The organism is Paenibacillus sp. LK1 (assembly GCF_002750415.1).
GTDB lineage: Bacteria > Bacillota > Bacilli > Paenibacillales > Paenibacillaceae > Paenibacillus > Paenibacillus taichungensis.
Window position 1 is genome coordinate 331,078 of the sequence record NZ_PEII01000008.1, and the last position, 18,139, is coordinate 349,216.

The 18,139-nt window shown below is 47.1% G+C and carries 17 protein-coding genes; all 17 read left to right on the forward strand.

The annotated features are described in order from the left end of the window. Window positions 1-569 precede the first annotated feature (569 nt). A complete protein-coding gene (locus CS562_RS19525) occupies window positions 570-1,004 on the forward strand; it encodes a hypothetical protein (protein ID WP_257219546.1) in 435 nt (144 codons plus the stop codon). Next, window positions 1,004-1,279 (forward strand): hypothetical protein, encoded by a 276-nt coding sequence (locus CS562_RS19530; protein ID WP_076287384.1) that lies wholly within the window; start codon window positions 1,004-1,006, stop codon window positions 1,277-1,279. The genes CS562_RS19525 and CS562_RS19530 overlap by 1 nt, the downstream gene beginning before the upstream one ends. Window positions 1,280-1,285: 6 nt before the next feature. After that, a complete protein-coding gene (locus tag CS562_RS19535) occupies window positions 1,286-2,683 on the forward strand; it encodes a glutathionylspermidine synthase family protein (RefSeq protein WP_099857976.1) in 1,398 nt (465 codons plus the stop codon). Further along, window positions 2,665-3,069, forward strand: coding sequence for a DUF350 domain-containing protein (locus tag CS562_RS19540; protein WP_076287386.1), 405 nt, complete (start codon window positions 2,665-2,667; stop codon window positions 3,067-3,069). Before CS562_RS19535 ends, CS562_RS19540 begins: the two co-directional genes overlap by 19 nt. A 60-nt stretch (window positions 3,070-3,129) precedes the next feature. Continuing rightward, window positions 3,130-4,077 carry a nucleoside hydrolase gene (locus CS562_RS19545; RefSeq protein WP_063567588.1) on the forward strand — a complete coding sequence of 316 codons (948 nt, stop codon included), beginning with the start codon at window positions 3,130-3,132 and terminating at the stop codon, window positions 4,075-4,077. Window positions 4,078-4,285: 208 nt separating this feature from the next. Next, window positions 4,286-4,774, forward strand: coding sequence for a signal peptidase II (gene lspA, locus CS562_RS19550; protein ID WP_076287387.1), 489 nt, complete (start codon window positions 4,286-4,288; stop codon window positions 4,772-4,774). Window positions 4,775-5,072: 298 nt separating this feature from the next. After that, a complete protein-coding gene (locus CS562_RS19555) occupies window positions 5,073-6,278 on the forward strand; it encodes an ABC transporter substrate-binding protein (RefSeq protein WP_099858006.1) in 1,206 nt (401 codons plus the stop codon). A gap of 25 nt (window positions 6,279-6,303) precedes the next feature. Then, window positions 6,304-7,170, forward strand: coding sequence for a carbohydrate ABC transporter permease (locus CS562_RS19560; protein ID WP_063567591.1), 867 nt, complete (start codon window positions 6,304-6,306; stop codon window positions 7,168-7,170). Beyond that, complete coding sequence (locus tag CS562_RS19565) at window positions 7,170-7,997, forward strand: carbohydrate ABC transporter permease (RefSeq protein ID WP_076287389.1); 828 nt, start codon at window positions 7,170-7,172, stop codon at window positions 7,995-7,997. The genes CS562_RS19560 and CS562_RS19565 overlap by 1 nt, the downstream gene beginning before the upstream one ends. Window positions 7,998-8,287: 290 nt before the next feature. Then, window positions 8,288-10,069, forward strand: coding sequence for a cache domain-containing sensor histidine kinase (locus tag CS562_RS19570; protein ID WP_306554545.1), 1,782 nt, complete (start codon window positions 8,288-8,290; stop codon window positions 10,067-10,069). Then, window positions 10,038-10,835, forward strand: coding sequence for a response regulator transcription factor (locus CS562_RS19575; RefSeq protein WP_099857978.1), 798 nt, complete (start codon window positions 10,038-10,040; stop codon window positions 10,833-10,835). Before CS562_RS19570 ends, CS562_RS19575 begins: the two co-directional genes overlap by 32 nt. A 117-nt stretch (window positions 10,836-10,952) precedes the next feature. Then, complete coding sequence (locus CS562_RS19580; RefSeq protein WP_099857979.1) at window positions 10,953-12,272, forward strand: extracellular solute-binding protein; 1,320 nt, start codon at window positions 10,953-10,955, stop codon at window positions 12,270-12,272. 29 nt (window positions 12,273-12,301) lie between these two features. Beyond that, window positions 12,302-13,183, forward strand: coding sequence for a carbohydrate ABC transporter permease (locus CS562_RS19585; RefSeq protein ID WP_076287393.1), 882 nt, complete (start codon window positions 12,302-12,304; stop codon window positions 13,181-13,183). Window positions 13,184-13,237: 54 nt separating this feature from the next. After that, window positions 13,238-14,101: a carbohydrate ABC transporter permease gene (locus tag CS562_RS19590; protein WP_099858007.1), complete on the forward strand. Its 864-nt coding sequence runs from the start codon at window positions 13,238-13,240 to the stop codon at window positions 14,099-14,101. Between the two features lie 305 nt (window positions 14,102-14,406). Beyond that, a complete protein-coding gene (locus CS562_RS19595) occupies window positions 14,407-15,813 on the forward strand; it encodes an MATE family efflux transporter (RefSeq protein ID WP_099857980.1) in 1,407 nt (468 codons plus the stop codon). A gap of 288 nt (window positions 15,814-16,101) precedes the next feature. Next, window positions 16,102-16,998: a helix-turn-helix transcriptional regulator gene (locus CS562_RS19600; RefSeq protein ID WP_257219547.1), complete on the forward strand. Its 897-nt coding sequence runs from the start codon at window positions 16,102-16,104 to the stop codon at window positions 16,996-16,998. 86 nt (window positions 16,999-17,084) lie between these two features. Further along, the gene (locus CS562_RS19605; RefSeq protein WP_099857982.1) at window positions 17,085-17,936 is read left to right on the forward strand and encodes an Rpn family recombination-promoting nuclease/putative transposase; all 852 of its coding nucleotides are present in this window, start codon (window positions 17,085-17,087) and stop codon (window positions 17,934-17,936) included. The last annotated feature ends 203 nt before the right edge of the window (window positions 17,937-18,139 follow it).

The following is an 18,139-nucleotide window of genomic DNA, read 5'->3' on the forward strand; positions in this document are numbered from 1 at the left end:
GTAAGCTGGAAGGGCATTGGCAATAGAAATATCAATATCAATATCAATAGGAGCTAGCAACAGCTTGAGCAAACGAGGAGGCTGTCTCATAAGTCATGCATTGGCTTTGGGACAGTTTTTTTGCGCTTAAGGGACGACTAGCAATGATTTGACGGATTCAAGTATCCGGCATCCTAACGAACCGAGGAGACCCTATTGGCTTCAAAATCCACACTTTGAATTATCTAACGAACCACAGAGATGTTATTCCTTATGAAGTGAATGCTTATCGTTGTTTTAGGCTGTTCTTTCCGAAATAGCATCTCTCAGATTCGCTAAAATCTGTATTTCATATGTAATCACCATATAAGGCTTATGAGATTCGTTAACACTTGAGCTCCGTGCTCTGTGAACGAGATTGATAACCCTGTTCTTTTTTACATGTCATCGGGAATAGTGTAACTTTTTTCCTTCTCATGCGTTTAATACGTTTGTGTGTATGGAAACGGCTCCTCTTAGAGCTCACAGAAAGGCAGGTTATCGTTATTTATTATTCAATGACTTATCGGAACTGGTCGGATGACCGGCAGGTGGAGACAGGGGTACTGGAGCAGGTATCGGTTACTCGCGATGAGCTGTTCATGCGCAAGCTGGTCGATGCGACCCTGATGAAAAATAAGCTTTGGGCGCATCTATCCAATGAATGTGAGGATCGTCGGGAGCATGCGGTCTACGTGACCGAATATGACAACCAAAAACCTGCCGAATACGGTACAGCGATTGCGGACGCTGCACTGGCAATGTGTAAAATGTCCTCCATGTACAGTGCGGAATATATGCTGTGGAATGGGAGTGCATTTCAGGAATTGGACTTGGCAGAATCCTCCTCGTACACGATGGAGCTTGCCGAGCAACTGCTGGACCATTACATGGTCCGGGGCGGTACGACATATGAATTTGTGTATTCCGTGCTGGATGTGGATCGCAAGAAAGTGTTGTTTTTGATGAAGGAGGTGGATCTGTAATGGCCGAAGATTCCAAACCCAAACCTGGATCACGTGCCAAGCTTGTTGCCTTCTCGCTAATGCTTGCGGTTCCAGCTGTATTATCTGGTTGTAGCAGCAATAGCGACGAATGTGACCCGGAATACGATACTGGATGTGAATATGACTCCAGTAGTGGGCACTATTACTACGGTGGCGGATCGTCCTATCGGAGCAACAAGGATAGCAGCTCCTACAGTAAATCCAGTTCAAAATCGAGCGGCTTTGGCAGCTTCTTCCGCAGTTCGGGAGGTTAGAACCTGATGAGGCATATATACCAACTGCCATTCAGTCATGAAGAAGTTTTCAGGGGCAAAGCAGGGCAGCAGGTTCCTTACCATCGCATGTATGGCAAGCAATATTGTGTGCCTGCGTTGACAGTCTTTTCCCCAGCGGAGATGCAGGAATTGCGTACGGCAGTTGAGGCTGTAGACGGAATCTACTGCAAGGTGATGCGTTTTATTCAACAATACATGCCCGACTCTTTTCTGGAGCAGCAGTTGGGCATTCATCCCGGCCTGATTCAGGCGGCGCGTATGGAGATGGTGACAGGCGGCATCACTCGGCAGGACTGGATTATTGGGGAAGCTGGGCCTAAATGTATTGAGAATAATACGGATACCCCAACCGGCATACCTGAAGCAGCTGCATTGGAAGGTATTTTGGTGGGGATGGCTGAAAAAATATCGCTCCATGCTCCATCCAAAGGAATGGATGAATGTATCCGGGAATGCTTTCGCCGCTGGCTGGATGCTTACGCCAAGCAGGGTTTGCTGGGCCCGGTGACCTTTACTTCATTTGGGGAGCATGTGGAGGATAGGACCAATACGGAGTATCTGATGAAGCTGTGCCAGGAGGCGGGGTATGAAACGTTCTACGCGCCACTGGAGGAGTTGGAGATTATTCCTGGGGAGGCGCTCTACCATCATGGACGCGAGATCAACCTTCTGTACCGGCTCTATCCCCTGGAATATCTAATCGATGATCGAGATGAAACGACCGGCGTGGACATCGGCGCAGCACTGCTTGAATTGGTTCAGGATGGACGCCTGGGTCTGATGAATCCTGTACAGCATGTGCTGATGCAGAGCAAGGGCTTCATGGCTGCAATCTGGTCACTCTATGAACGTAATGAACAAACCCCGGAGTATTGCGGATTTCGGCTGTTTAACGATGCAGAGTTAGCTTCCATTTCACGGTATCTGCTACCTACTTATTTCGAAGCTGGACCTTTCGAATGGAGCGCAATGCCTTACGTAGCCAAAAGCTATTGGGGCCGCGAAGGTCGAGGCACATCGCTGCTGGGTGAGGGATCGGATCATCATGGGGGCCAAACGGCTGCTTCTCATAAGCTGCACGCTCCTATGAACTCGAACACAACAGACGAACTGCAAGAAGATGAGGAGATCGCAGCCTATTATAATAATCAGCCTAAAATATATCAGCAGCTGGTACCGATGGAGCAGGCCGTAATTCAGACAGAGGATGGCGAATACAGCGGTTATTTGCTTACAGGGGTGTTTGTCATTGGTGGACATTTTGCTGGTGTGCTACCTCGGATCGGGGAGAAGGTAACCGGAGATATGGCCTATTATTGTGCGGCTGTGGTCAATGAGCGGATGGATGACGAGGAGGAGAAGGAATGGACAATTTGGGATTAAACCTGCTGAATGTAGCGGTAGGTATAGGCATTTTGCTGGTTGTATTGGTATGTGGGTATTTCGCTTTTAGCCAATTGACCCGGTATAACGATAGCGAGGAAATCGCGAAAGGCAACGAGGCGGCAGGCATGTATATGGGCAGCAAATTGCTGGGCTTGTGTATCATTGTGGGCATGGTGTCCTTCTCCACGCATTCATGGCTGGATATGCTGCTCTGGTCGGCGCTTGGAATCATTATTTTGTGTCTGGTCTATATTATATTTGACTTCCTGATTCCCAAGATGCGGGTATGTGACGAAATCGCACGAGGCAACATGGCAGTAGCACAGCTGCTGCGTTCCATTATCATCGGCGTTTCCATCGTCATTGGTACGTTTTTGATGTAAAATAAACCCTAGTGTTTATTTGGAATGATTATCAATTCAACGAAGAAGGAGCGCGGCATCATGAGAAAAGTCATCATTGATACAGATACAGCAGGAGACGATACGATTGCGATCCTGACGGCACTGCACCATTTCCAGGTGGAGGGCATTACGATTACAGGTGGGAACGTACAGTTTGACCAGGAGGTTGAAAATGCCCTGTACACGGTTCAGGTTGCTGGACATGGCGGCAAGGTGCCTGTGTACAAAGGATGCGAGCGCCCATTGATGGCCTATGGCAAGGCCCAACACCGCACGGTGGAAGACGTACATGGCGATGACGGCATGGGCGGAGCCCATTTCCCGAAGGCAGACCAGCGTCCAGAGGCAGGGCATGCAGTTGATTTTATCATTGAAAAGGTACACGCACATCCGGGCGAAATCTCGCTTCTGGCCATTGCACCCCTGACCAACATTGCGATGGCAATCCAGAAGGACCCAACCATTATTCCGGAGATTGCTCATCTCTACATCATGGGTGGTACGAACAATGCACTGGGTAATATTACGCCAGCCGCAGAGTATAACTTCTATGTAGACCCGGAAGCAGCCAAAATTGTATTGCACGCAGGCATTCCGACCACCATGGTTGGCTGGGAGATGTGTACGCAGTATTCTGTTATGGATGATGATGATCACGCTGAAATTGCAGCACTGGGTACATCTGGTGCTGATTTCTTCACAGCCATCAACAAAGTGGTTATGCAGTTCAACAAATCGGTACATAAACTGAATGGCACCACTCACCCGGATACGTTGCTGATGGCTGTTGCCGCAGATGAGTCGCTCATGACCAAATCCGGTCAGTATTATGTGGATGTGGAGGCAGCGGGAGAGTTAACACGCGGATATAGCGTCGTGGATATCAATGGACGTTTCGGCAAAGAGCCAAATGTACGTGTCTGCGAAGCCATTGACCGTCCGAAATTCAAATCCATGCTGCTGGATGTGCTCTCCGCTATTCAATAAAATGGTGGATTTCAACTCCAATAAAAGTATTTATCATCCGTGCCTAATCCAGGCACGGATTTTTTTGCCCATTCCATTCCTATGAGTGTATGCCAAGCGCGTGCTCTACCCAGTTGGTGACAACGCTTCGGGTGTGTTAAAGTGAAGGAAATGTTACAGCGGAGACCCTTTAGTTTAACTTTTGAGCGTCCGGCAGGAGGAGTGGCACATGTTATTTTATTTTGTAGCACTGCTGGTTACCTTGGTTGATCAGGGGACCAAGATGGCGGTGAGGATGTATATGGAAGTTGGCGACACGATGAGGCTTGGCGACTCGGGAATGCAATTGCAGCATTATGAGAACAGTGGAATGGCAGGCAGCCTGTTTCAAGGGAATGCGCGTCTGTTCGGTGTGGTTGCCATTCTGTTCGTGGCGGGCATAATGTATTATCGGAGAAAAGGTGAGATTCGCGGTTTCTGGATGCAGGCAGGTGCCGGTTTCATGGTTGGTGGTGCTTTGGGTAATGCAATCGATCGGTTTATCTACGCACGCGTAACGGATTTTCTCGTATTTCCGTCGGGACGTGGTATTCTCAATTTGGCGGATGTAGCAATAAATGTTGGTGTGGTTATGCTCGTTATCGGCATGTTAATCCGTGCATTTCAGAGTTACCGAGCCAAGCGTTTACGTAATGCTTTGCCGAAAATAGAGCGTTGATAGAGAGCTAACAACAGCTTTGATGTAAGCAGCGTAACTGAATACATGAGGGACATTGGATATATTCCGATGTCCTTTTTTGTTATAACGATGAGCGGACTCGCTCTCAGTGGGCCTGATTCAATTTTACCGAAACCGTTTTAGGAATAATAGGACACATTATAGTCAACGCTCTAAGTATAGAACGGTGGAAGGATTAACCACGTGGTTACTTCACTAATTTAATGGGTAAATCTTTACGTATATAAGCTGAGGGAGGTACAACATGAGAACATCGCTTACCAAGGCACTCGGGTTAATGCTGCTTTGTGGAATAACGGCTGTACTTCTGTCTTCCTGCACCAGTGGGAATAATGCCAACGGCAAAGTGCAGGTTGAATTTTTTCAGAACAAACCCGAAGCCAAAGGAACCTTTGACGAATTAATCAAAACGTTCAACGCCGAACACTCCGATATTCAGGTCACTCAGGTGAATCCACCTGACGCGGAGACGGTGCTGAAGACACGTGTGGTGAAGAACGATGTGCCAGACATTATGGCAATGGGGGCAACCGATACCTATTCCATTCTTGCACAGAGTGATATTTTCGCCGATCTGACAGACAGTCCACTGTTAAAAACGATCGATCCCAACTACATAAAGATGCTGAAGGATGTCACGGGCATGGATGAAGTGACAGGTGTTCCTTACGCAACAAATGCAAACGGCATCATGTACAACAAAACGTTATTTAAAGAAATGGGTCTGGACGTACCTAAGACCTGGGACGAGCTGATTGCTACAGCCAAAAAAATCAAGGATGCGGGTAAAATTCCGTTTTACTTCACATACAAGGATGACTGGCAGACGAATCTGCCGTTCAATGCACTCGGACCTAACTTGGTTGGTATTGATTTCTACTTGGAGCGTCGCGAGAACAAAGTGACCTTCAAGGAGAAATACCGTGAGGTTGCGGAGAAGCAGTTGGAGCTGATGAATTATGGTCACGGTGACAACTTCGGTAAAGCGTATTCGGATGGTAACCGTGCTTTTGCCAATGGCCAAGCTTATATGTACATCCAGGGTACCTGGGCGATCTCCGAAATCCGCAAAGCCAATCCGAATGTGGACATTGGTTTCTTCCCATTCCCGACAGGGAATGATCCGAGCCAGATTAAGCTGGTGAACGGAATCGACTCCCTGTTTACCATTGCAGCGGATACACCGAACAAGGAGCAGGCCGAGCAGTTCATCGCGTTTCTGCTGGAGCCTGAAAATATAGGCAAATACATTGAGGAACAGACGCTGTTCTCTGCGGTGGAAGGTGTAAAACAAGATGATCCTGCTGTACAGGAACTGACACCTTACATTGAGCAGGGCAAGGTTATCGACTTCGCCGATCACTATATTCCGGCTGCAGTGCAGCTGAATTCCATCGTACAGTCCTTTTTGCAGAACAAGAACATTGACAACTATCTGGATACACTCGACAAAGAATGGGACAAGGTAGCGAATCGGCGATAACGCCTTGTCCGAAGGAGGATGGAGTATGAACAAGCGCATCGCGCCTTATTACTGGATGACGGTTCCGGCGGTAATACTGTTCTTTGTATTTATGACGCTGCCGGCCCTCCAGGGGATCTATTATTCATTTACGAACTACAACGGATTCGGTAAAGGTTATGATTTTGTTGGATTCAAAAATTATTTCAATCTGTTTCAAGATGACAATGTAGGCAACGCCTACTGGTTTACCTTCAAGTTTGCGATCGTTGTAACGATCCTTACGAATATTCTAAGCCTGCTCATTGCACTTGGGCTGAATGCCAAGATCAAGTTCCGTAACTTTTTTCGTGGCATCTACTTCTTGCCGAATATCCTGAGTGTATTGATCGTAGGTTACATATTTAACTACCTGTTCTCCAACGTATTCCCGATCTGGGGACAAAACCTGGGCATCAACGCCTTATCCACCAACATTCTGGGCAGCGAAAGCCTGGCATGGATTGGGATCGTGATTGTAGCGGTATGGCAATCCGTCGCGTTGAATACGATTCTGTATTTGGCGGGCTTGCAAACCATCCCTACGACATTGTATGAAGCATCAAATCTGGACGGCGCCGGCAAATGGCGTGAATTCTGGAGCATTACGTTTCCGCTTATTGCCCCGTTCTTCACGATTAATATGGTGCTGGCGATGAAAAACTCACTGATGGTCTTTGACCAGATCGTGGCCTTGACGAATGGTGGACCGGGACGGGCAACACAGTCCATCTCCCATCTGATCTACACGGGTGGATTTGAAGGCGGCGAATATGCATATCAATCTGCGAACTCGGTTATCTATTTCATCGTTATTGCGGTGATTTCGATTCTGCAAATCCGGTTCCTGCAAAGAAGGGAGACGGATCTGTAATGAGAAGCCGTTTACGTACCAACTGGCCCGTTATGTTGTTAATTGTTCTGGGTACCTTGTTCATTCTGTTCCCTTTATATATGACAGTTACAATCGCATTGAAGAATCCGGAGCAAATGGCTCAATCGGTATTTGCTATTCCGACAACGCTCCACTGGGAGAACTTTGCAAGTGCAATAGACATGACAAACTTCTTCCAATCGTTCCGTAACAGTGCCATTGTTACTGCGTCAACAGTCATTCTGACCTTGCTCAGTAACTCTATGGTTGCTTACGCGATTGCCCGGAATATGGAGAAACGGAAGTTTTTCAAAGGGCTGTACTATTACTTCGTCAGTGCGATGTTCATTCCGTTTCCAATCATCATGCTGCCGATTGTTAAGCTGACTGCATCACTGGAAATGACCAATCTTCTGGGTCTTATCCTGCTGCATACGGTGTATGGGCTCGCCTTTAACGTATTTGTGTATGTAGGTTACATTCGGTCCATTCCGGTAGCGCTGGAGGAAGCAGCCTTCGTAGATGGAGCAACAACCTGGGGCACATTCTGGAAAATCATTTTCCCATTGATGGCGCCGATCAGTGCCACGGTTGGTATTCTAACTTGTCTGTCTACCTATAATGACTTTCTGCTGCCACTCATTATTATTAGTGATCCGGCACAATACACGCTTCCACTGGTACAATATGTGTTCCAGGGTCAATTCAATACTGACTTCAACCTGGCGTTTGCATCGTACCTGCTGGCGTTGCTGCCGATGATCATCATTTACCTGTTTGCACAAAAATGGATTATCAATGGTGTAACGCAAGGTTCAGTGAAATAATGAAGAAAAGGGCGGACTCATGGAGTCCGTCCTTTTTTTGTTTTCATGAGCTTCTGGTTTGTGGAGCTGCCCTGTATTTAAAAGATTGATAAAGATAGGATTCTGTGCTATTTTTTAGTCGTTAGTTTAATCGCTAAACAAAGATCGGTAAAGGAGATCAATGAGCCAAAATGTAAACGCTTCAATAATTGGCGATGATGGATTCCGGCATACTTGTACTCAATCGTCACCCAAGATGAGAAACGGGTGGCGATTTCTTTTACATGCGGGGAGGAGAATGGGGTTTGCGAGTGAATTGGGGCAGATGGAACTCGTTGCGCAATCAGATTTTTGTTGGTTTTGTACTGGTGATGTTGGTGGTGTTATTTATTGCGGGAATCGCTGCCTATGACCGGGTATCCGGTTTGCTGAAGACCAATGCGGAGAAGCATATTCATCAAACTGCTGTTCAGGCTAACGGCAGACTGGACGCCTTAATCGCACAAGTTAACTCCTTGACAGCTCAAGTGGCAGATGATTCTTATGTGCAGCGTTTGCTGAGCAATGAGAAAGGTGGGGAACAGGCTACGTTTAATCAGCGCCAAGCGCTCTTGCAGGTTGTGAGCAGCTATCCTTCCTTTATGAGCGGTGTGCAGAGTCTGGAAATTTATACGACAACTTATAGCAGAATATTTCCCATGGATGACCGATCTTTGGATGGAAGACTCGGACGTAACTGGATAGCGGAAGCAGACGCGGAGAAGGGAAGGCTGGTCTGGGTCGGTCCTGACCCGGAAGATCTGGGGGTCATTATGGCTATTCGGCGAGTCAGCCTGATGGACCGGGCTTTTGAACCTGGAGGTTATGTCGTGGTGCGGATGCAGCGCAGCTTTTTTCAACTGAATGACTTGGATGCTGAGGACGATGTGGAGGATTCTATTCTTCTGTTAGATGCGGCAGGAAGCGTGGTTACTTCCAATCTGGAGGCTAGTCTGGATGTGAAGGCACTCCTAAGCAGTGACAGCTCTGTAGTCGAGACCCGGGAGGAACCTTATATCGTCGTTAGACAGCATTCCGAAATGACGGGATGGACGCTCGCGGTTCTTACACCTGTGAGCGAGACAACGGAGGGTGTGTCCATTCTTCGGACGGCACTGCTTATTTCCGGTTTGTTTGGCGTCGTGCTGTTCCTCATTATGTCCTTTCTCTTGTCCACCATGATTACACGTCCCATCACCCGACTGATGAGGGCCATGCGCAGTGCACGTCCGGGAGCCATGAAACCCAATATTATGTTCAGCTCAACGATGGAGATACACAGGCTCAATGAAGTATACAATCAGATGGTTTATCGGTTGAATGAGTTGACCCAGGAGATATATGAGAAGGAAATCATGCAGTCAAGAACAGAACTGAAAGCTCTGCAGTCGCAGATCAATCCTCATTTTCTGTTTAACACGCTGGAGGCGTTCTATTGGTCACTTGATGACAAAGGAGACGAGGAAATGGCGCGTATGGTTGTGGCGATGTCCCGCCTATTTCGCTACATCATCTCCAGTCCCAATCAGGATGAATGGGTTACTATGGCCGATGAACTGGAGCACGCGGAGCGTTATCTTCGAATTATGGAGATGAGGCTGGGAGAACGGCTGCAATGGGAGATCAGACTGAGTGATGCGATGCGCACTGTGAGGATTCCCAAATTGCTCATACAGCCCTTGGTGGAGAATGCTATTCTTCACGGGATAGAGAGCAAAATTGAACCGGGAAAGGTAAGCATCCATGTAGATGCTTCCACGCAGGATGGGCTGGTTCACATCGAAGTTCGGGATGATGGACCTGGCATGGATGATTCCCGGCTTCAATCCGTTGTTCGTGCATTGAATGGTGGACCTGCTGTTTCCGACAAGGGAACAGGCGTGGGGCTGATTAACGTGCATCGCAGGTTGAAGCTTTATTTTGGCAGTCAGCTTGGCGAATTGTGCAGACTTTCCATTACGAGTAAGGTCGGTGAAGGGACTATCATTCGCTTTGAGATTCCGAAGGATACGGAGGGTGCATATGATTCATGGCAGAACGATTCTAATCGTTGATGATGAACCGCGTACACGAGAGGGGATTCGCAAGACGCTGGAAGGCTGGTCGGCTGGTCGTAACGAAATTCGAACTGCGGCAAGTGGAGTCGAAGCTGCAGCATGGCTCCGTGAACAGACGGCGGACCTTTTGATTACTGACGTTCGCATGCCGGAATTCTCTGGCCTGTCCCTCGTTGAAGCCGTGCAGCAGTTTCCGAGCAAACCAGTTGTGTTGATTATGTCAGGGCATGCCGACTTCCAATATGCCCAGCAGGCCATCAAACTTGGCGTGGTAGATTATTTGCTTAAACCGATTGAGAAGGAACAGCTGATTCAGACGGTAGAGAAGGCTTTGCAGCTTGGAGACCAACAGCGGCGTATTCAAATGATGCAGAAGCTGGTTGACCCCAAGCTGCTGGATGCCAAAGAGCGGGGAGACGAGAGACTTAATCCCCAGATCAGTGAAGCTGTTTCTTACGTGGATTCCCATCTGAGGGAACATGTTACCCTGCGGGAAATCGCTGATATGCTGCACTTGAACTCCAGTTATTTTAGCGTTTTGTTCAAGGAGCAGATAGGAATTAATTTTAGCGAATATCTGACCCGTACACGTATTCAACGGGCGAAGGAGATGCTCGTTCAGACGGCCCTGCCCATCTCGGAGATCGCCGAACAGGTAGGCTACCAGACAGATAAATATTTTATTAAGGTATTCAAAAGTCTCGAAGGGCTTAGCCCAAGCAAATATCGTCATTCCATTGGGATTCGTAAAGAGACTAAATAACCATAAAATAGTGGAGTTTTTCCAAATCATCCTGGTCTTATGGGGGAGATGTACCCATGCTACAATTTTATTAAAGCGGTTACATCAACCGAATAACCATTACAGGGGGTTAGGAATATGAGAAAAAAGCCAATAGCAATGCTACTGACATTGACACTTATCCTCGCCGTGTTTTTATCCGGATGCAGCAATTCAGGTTCTGACGGAGAGGGTGAAGCGAGCGGTAGTGGCTCTGACGGAAAAGTGACCCTCAAGTTTATGCATCTCTGGCCAGCAGGCAGCTCTGCACAGCAGAATAAGCTGGTGAATGAGATCATCAAACAGTATCAGACCGATCATCCCAACGTGACCATCAAACAGGAAGTGCTGGAGAATGAGCAATATAAGAACAAATTGAAAATTCTGTCCGCTTCCAATGAACTCCCGGATGTAGGCGTAACGTGGGCAGCGGGTTTTCTTGAGCCTTATGTGAAGGGCAATTTGTTTGCTCCACTGGATGACCTCCTGAGTGGTTCACTAGAAGGAAAGTTCATTGCCGGAACAACCGAAGCGTATGCTGTGGAAGGCAAAACCTATGCGCTCCCGATTGAACTGAACATATCTCCGATCTATTACAACAAAGACATTTTCGCCAAATATAATCTGCAGCCCCCGGCCACATATGATGAATTTCTGAATGTTGTGAAAACGCTGACAGACAATGGTGTGGTTCCCATCGCTCTCGGCAACAAGGATCGCTGGACCGGGTCTCTCTGGTATATGTATCTGGCCAATCGATTGGGCGGAGATGCATTGGAGAAGGCCATCAATGGCACAGGCAAGTTTGACGATCCAGCCCTGATCCAGGCGGCAGCCGAAGTACAGAAGCTGGTGGATATGAACGCCTTTAACAAAGGTTATAACGGCTTGTCCAATGATGAAGGTAAATCGGAATTCATGAATGAGAAAGCTGCCATGTACCTCATGGGCACCTGGGAACTGCCGAACTATACCACCAATCCGGATGTACCGCAGGAGTTCAAGGATAAAATCGGATTTTTCAAATTCCCGACAATGGATGGTGGCAAAAGCGACATTAACAGTTGGGTCGGCGGCCCGGGTGTAGGCTTGTTCGTCGCACAGAACTCCAAGGTGAAGGATGAAGCTCAGAAATTCGTTCAATATTTTGTGGAAAAATGGGGCGAAAGCTCTGTAACCGAAGCGGGTGTTATTCCGGCAACGAAAGTGGACACAGCCGAGGTACAACTGCCGCAGCTTTATACTGACCTGCTGAATGAATTGAATCAGGCCAGCAGCCTGACATTATTCGCCGACGTGCAGATGAAACCGACCGCAGCTCAAGTCCATCTGGATATGATCCAGGCACTGTTCGGAAAAGCGGTCACTCCTGAGGAATTTGTGAAGAATCATCAGGAAGCGATTGATAAAGGCAACTAACGTACAACGCTCATAGGGAGGATATTGTGATGGATAAAGTCATGTCCAACCGTTTAGTCGCTGCGTTGTACGTGCTTCCCGCACTGCTGCTGTTATTGGTACTGATCTATATCCCGATCGTGCTGACCGGATATTACGGATTGATGCAGTGGGACGGGATCGGCGCAATGACCTTTATCGGTTTTGAAAATTATGCAAGATTGCTTCATGACGCAACGTTCTGGCAGAGTGCATATCATACCTTTCTACTGGCCTTGTTCTCTGCACTGAGTCTGATCGGTTATCTTATGATTGCCCTGGTGCTGTCAGGCAAAATTAAGGGTGCCAACCTGTTCAGAAAAATATATCTGATTCCGATGCTGCTGTCCTCCGTAGCGATTGCCCAGTTATGGTTGAAGATTTACCATCCCAGCAATGGTGTGCTTAATACCTTTCTGGAATCTGTCGGTATTGCCAATCCGCCAGCCTGGCTGGCGGAGCCATCCCTGGTATTGTATGCGCTGTTCGTACCGATCTTGTGGCAGTATGCGGGATTCTATATTCTGATTTACTATGCTGCACTCAAGAATATCCCGGAATCGTTGGTTGAAGCAGCGCGGATTGATGGTGCAAGCCCTTGGCAGATTGCATTCCGAATCAAGCTGCCCCTGATCACGGAAGTGATCAAAGTGACGATCGTGCTGGCTGTCGTTGGTTCGTTGAAGTACTTTGACCTCATTTATGTGATGACGGACGGTGGACCGAATGGCTCCAGTGAAGTGATGGCTTCTTATATGTATCATCAGGCTTTCCGTGGATTCGACTTTGGTTACGGGAGTGCCGTTGGTTTCTTCCTGCTCGTGATCTGTTTGGTCGTAACCTGGCTGCTTCGAAAAGCTACGGCATCCAAGGACACCATTCAGTATTCTTGAGTGAAGTGAAATGAAAGGAGGTCCATCCCTGTGAAGACCGATACCACGGTTCGGTTGCCAGCCTATCCCGGAACAGGCGCGGGACCGACTGTGCTGAGAAAGCTCGGTTATGTCCTGCTCTACAGCCTGTTGATTCTGGTGGCGCTGCTGCAGATTCTGCCCTTGATATGGCTGCTGCTGTTCTCGCTAAAAAACAATCAGGAAGTATTCGATATGGCACCGTTCGCCCTTCCTGCGACTCCGCGTTGGGAGAATTATGTGAAGGTGTGGACGGAAGGCAACATTAGCTTGTATTTCTTCAATAGTGTCTGGATCACAGTGGTGTCCGTTGTGTTCACCGTACTGTTCGCGAGTCTGGTCACCTTCGCGATAACCCGCATGCGCTGGAAAGGACGTTCTCTGGTGCTCGGACTGTTCATGGTGGGTATGATGATCCCTGTGCATTCTACGCTGATTCCGTTGTTCAGCCTGTTTCTGAAGCTCCATCTTACAGATCATCCATTGTCGGTCATTCTTTCATACATTGCGTTTAATATGCCGATCACCATTATGATCCTGCTTGGTTTCTATTATGCCCTTCCGCGGGAAGTGGAGGAAGCAGCGGTGATGGACGGCTGCTCTGTCCATCGGATTTTCTTCCGTATCGTCCTGCCGATGACATCCTCGGTGATCGCCACGACAGCGATTATCAACATGATTTATGACTGGAATGAATTCATCTTCGTGAATACGTTCATCAGCACAGATGCGTACAAGACGCTGACTGTTGGGGTACAGAATTTTATTGGACAGTACACAACGGATTGGGGAGCGATTGGCGCGACACTGATGATCAGCATCCTGCCGATCCTGATCGCTTTCCTCGTCTTGAGCAATCGAATTGTGGAGGGCATCGCTGCCGGATCGGTAAAAGGATAGACCCATGTATTCCATATGATTAAATGGCTAGCTTAACCTTGGACCCTTACATATCCCGATCCAAAAGGGATGTGTGAGGGTTTTTGTTCATCGTCTCGGACTTCGTATATCTCCTGAGAACATGTATTTAGAACGACTATATGAATGTATTTCTTCTCTATAATGCAAATTAAATGAAAGAACTGAAAATACCTATTATTGGAATTTCAAAAAACTTTCAAGTTTTTTCGCAAAACTACTGCATTTTCAAACTACCTGTGCTAACATACCCTAAGAATTAAAGCCCACACGGGAAAGGTGAGAAAATGACAGCAATATCCTCAACCAAAGAGTCCTTGCGTTCGGATGCCAAAGATCTGAATCTGATTCGGCTAACATGGCCTATTTTCCTGGAACTCTTCTTGTTTATGTTGATGGGGAGCGTGGATACGTTCATGCTCAGTTCGGTGTCCGATAATGCAGTATCCGGAGTCGGAGCAGCCAACCAGATTATTTCCATTGCGATTCTTGTATTGGAAGTCATTGGACATGGTGCTGCTATTGTTGTGGCACAATATATTGGTTCGAAGAAGTTGAGTGAGGCGGCACAGGTCACAGGTAATGCGATTACGCTTAATCTGATTGTCGGACTAATCCTGAGCGGAAGCTTCCTTTTGTTCGGAGGACATCTGCTTACACTGCTTCATATCCAAGGTGAAATATACGATTTTGCCCGTTCTTATATAAGTATTGTCGGAGGCGGGATCTTCCTTCAGGCGCTGATTAACGCGCTGGCCGCGACGATTCGTACGCATGGTTACACCAAAGAGACGATGTATGTTTCTGTTCTGATGAACGTGATTCACGTCGTTGGTAACTACGCTCTTATTTTTGGCCATTTCGGCATGCCGAAGCTTGGTGTAGAAGGGGCAGCGATTTCAACGGTCGGAAGCCGTCTGATCTGTTTGATTATTTTCTTCTGGTTGCTCTATCGGGTTATGGATGTAAGGGTAGAGTTTAGATATTACATCAACCTTTCGAAGAAATTTATCAGCAAAATCCTGCGAATTGGTATCCCCTCTGCGCTGGAATCCGTTGTATATCAGTCCTGCCAGCTCGTCTTCACACTGTATGTGACCTATCTGGGTGCTGAAGCGATGGCGACCCGGCAATATGCGGGTAACATTTCAAGCTACATCTATCTATTCAGCATGGCTATCGGAATGGGGACATCCATTATTGTTGGCCGACTGGTCGGTGCACGGCGCAAGAACGATGCATACAAACGTGTATTCGACAGTGTAAAATGGGCTCTGCTGGCCACAGTTGTGATCGATGTAATTATTATTCTTTTCCGTGTTCCGCTGATGAGTGTGTTCACGGATAATCCGGAAATTATAAAACTGGGTGCACAGGTCATCCTGCTCAGTCTTCTGCTGGAGACCGGGCGAACCTGCAACATTGTGATTATTGGTTCCCTTCGTGCCGCAGGTGATGCGAAGTTCCCGGTATATATGGGACTGATCTCCATGGTCTGCATGAGTCTGCCGCTGGGCTACCTGCTGGTGTTCAAGCTTCACATGGGGCTCGCCGGTGTATGGCTTGCGATTGCCGCAGACGAGTGGACACGCGCTGTCATTATGTATTTCCGCTGGAAGAGCCGGGCTTGGGAGAAACATGATCTGTTGGATCATGAGGAGGAAGTTGGAGCCCAGCCGGTGCCGGCAGTATGATGATGGTTTGGAAAATAATTTCGATTTGAGCAGGGTACAGAAATAAAAAAGGCACCGCACTTGGAGCCGTTAGTCTTAATAAAGAAGAGCCAATCATGGGATGAAGCATTCCTCCTGATGATTGGCTCTTTTTGTCGTTTATGTATTATCACTCCGTTATCCCAGTGGTGTTAAGGTAATAGGTAGGTCTGCATCGGAGGTTGTCACCAGAACAGGTTAGCAAAAATGATCAAAACGAGATGGGCAGCCTCACGTATAGTAAGGATATGGAAAGGGGCTGGACTTTATTTGAATTCATACAGTGAATTGATTCAGCAAAGTCTCTACTTTATTGAAACAAATCTGTACGAGGAGATCGGGCTTGAAGAAGTGGCGTCAGAAGCTCTCCTGTCACCCTATCATTATCATCGGGTGTTTCGCAGGGAGGTTGGTATGACCGTTGTGGAATATATCAGGCATCGTCGAATGAGCTATGCGTCTGTTGTGCTGCGTTCCACCAATGTGGGTATTCTGGACATTTCTCTGGAATGTGGATTTGATAGTCAGGAAGCTTTTACTCGGGCATTCAGGAAAATATACGGTATGCCGCCTGGTCGTTTTCGCAAATTGTTTGATCTAAGATTATTTGAAGGAAGAACCAGAGGAGGAGAAATACAGATGAATGAGCTGTCAATGATCAAAGGGTGGATGTTGACCGGAAGTCATCCGCAAAATTATGAGATGGGTATTGATCCTGCCGAAGTGCATCAAGGCAAGTCGTCGGGCTATCTAAAAGCTGTTACGCCAATGGAGAGTAATGAGTTTGCTACTATGATGCAGCAATTCAAAGCGGACAGGTATGTGGGCAAACGGATGAGGTTATCCGGTTTTGTGAAGACTGACCGCGTTGAAGGATTCTGCGGATTGTGGATGCGTGTGGATAACAACGCTCAGGATGTGCTCCAATTCGATAACATGCATGATCGGCCGATTACGGGAACGCAGCCATGGAATCAGTACAATATTGTACTGGATGTTCCGCAGGGTAGTGCGGTCATCTCATTCGGGGTTATTTTGAACGGCAAAGGAAAAGTGTGGGTGGATAGTTTCCGCTTTGAAGAGGTTGATCCGAATACACCATTGACTCATATGGACACGGAGTATGAGATGTCGGACGAGCCAATGAATTTGTCTTTTGAAGAGTGATAATACTTGAATGCAGGTCCAACGTTAAGCTGAAGGAAGTATGGGAATTATGATATAATCCTAGTGAAGAATGGAGCTGATGCTGGATGACGGATTTGCTCGATCCGCGAGTGGATTTTGTATTCAAACGTATTTTTGGAAGTGAGCAAAGTAAAGATGTTTTGTTAGCTTTCCTTAACAGCACATTTAATGAAACCGGTGAGTCGCCTCTTACGGAGATTACACTTATTAACACGTTTACGGACAAAGATAGTCCGGAAGATAAACAATCCATTTTGGATATCAAAGCGCGTACGGTGGAAGGCAAGTTAATCAATATTGAGATGCAGCTGTTTAATCCGTATAATATGGAAAAAAGGACGCTATTCTACTGGAGCGAAATGTATTCTCACCAGATCAAGAAGGGCGAAAACTATAATCTTTTGAAAAAATGCGTGACAATCAATATTTTAAATTACTCATGTTTGGACAATGAACGATATCACAATGTTTTTCATTTACGCGAAGATCATACAGGTATTGGTTTGACAGATGATATAGAAATTCATGTAATGGAATTGACCAAACTGGATCAACACCCAGTCCCCATGGATAAGGGCGGATTGGTGAACTGGCTTTTATTTTTAAAAGGGATTGATCCATCAAACTGGGAGGTGCTGGCGATGAATGAACCGATGCTAAAAAAGGCGATGGACACGCTGGAATTTCTGAGTCAGGATGCAGCTACGAGAATGGCTTATGATGCACGGATGAAAGCACTAAGCGATGAAAAGTCGATGATTGAAGGTGCACGTGCTGAGGGTAAAGCCAAAGGGAAAGTAGAAGGTAAAGTGGAAATGGCTCGCGAGCTTCTTGCACTTGGCGTAGATATGTCAGCTGTGGTGAAAGCCTCCGGACTCTCTGCAGAGGAAATAAAAAAAATGCTGCCTAAACAGTAATATGAAACTGAATTTACACTTTACAGGGCTGATCCAATCACGGGTTGGCTCTTTTTGTTGTGTTTGGGGTATAAAAAAAGTGGAGCGAAGTCCAAGCTGGGAGGATACAGTCATATCTGGCGTTTCTCGCAAATCGTAAAGTCCTCCATAGCTAATCAGGCCATACCTTGTTAACATAGATCCAAAGAATAAGATAACTCATG

What these genes read in the sequence shown, in the direction of transcription:
- CS562_RS19555 (WP_099858006.1), top strand. Translation starts at nt 5,073, where the DNA reads ATGCTGCTTTGTGGAATAACGGCTGTACTTCTGTCTTCCTGCACCAGT.
- CS562_RS19540 (WP_076287386.1), top strand. Translation starts at nt 2,665, where the DNA reads ATGGACAATTTGGGATTAAACCTGCTGAATGTAGCGGTAGGTATAGGC.
- CS562_RS19565 (WP_076287389.1), top strand. Translation starts at nt 7,170, where the DNA reads ATGAGAAGCCGTTTACGTACCAACTGGCCCGTTATGTTGTTAATTGTT.
- CS562_RS19530 (WP_076287384.1), top strand. Translation starts at nt 1,004, where the DNA reads ATGGCCGAAGATTCCAAACCCAAACCTGGATCACGTGCCAAGCTTGTT.
- CS562_RS19535 (WP_099857976.1), top strand. Translation starts at nt 1,286, where the DNA reads ATGAGGCATATATACCAACTGCCATTCAGTCATGAAGAAGTTTTCAGG.
- CS562_RS19605 (WP_099857982.1), top strand. Translation starts at nt 17,085, where the DNA reads ATGACGGATTTGCTCGATCCGCGAGTGGATTTTGTATTCAAACGTATT.
- CS562_RS19580 (WP_099857979.1), top strand. Translation starts at nt 10,953, where the DNA reads ATGAGAAAAAAGCCAATAGCAATGCTACTGACATTGACACTTATCCTC.
- CS562_RS19585 (WP_076287393.1), top strand. Translation starts at nt 12,302, where the DNA reads ATGGATAAAGTCATGTCCAACCGTTTAGTCGCTGCGTTGTACGTGCTT.
- CS562_RS19595 (WP_099857980.1), top strand. Translation starts at nt 14,407, where the DNA reads ATGACAGCAATATCCTCAACCAAAGAGTCCTTGCGTTCGGATGCCAAA.
- CS562_RS19545 (WP_063567588.1), top strand. Translation starts at nt 3,130, where the DNA reads ATGAGAAAAGTCATCATTGATACAGATACAGCAGGAGACGATACGATT.
- lspA (WP_076287387.1), top strand. Translation starts at nt 4,286, where the DNA reads ATGTTATTTTATTTTGTAGCACTGCTGGTTACCTTGGTTGATCAGGGG.
- CS562_RS19560 (WP_063567591.1), top strand. Translation starts at nt 6,304, where the DNA reads ATGAACAAGCGCATCGCGCCTTATTACTGGATGACGGTTCCGGCGGTA.
- CS562_RS19575 (WP_099857978.1), top strand. Translation starts at nt 10,038, where the DNA reads ATGATTCATGGCAGAACGATTCTAATCGTTGATGATGAACCGCGTACA.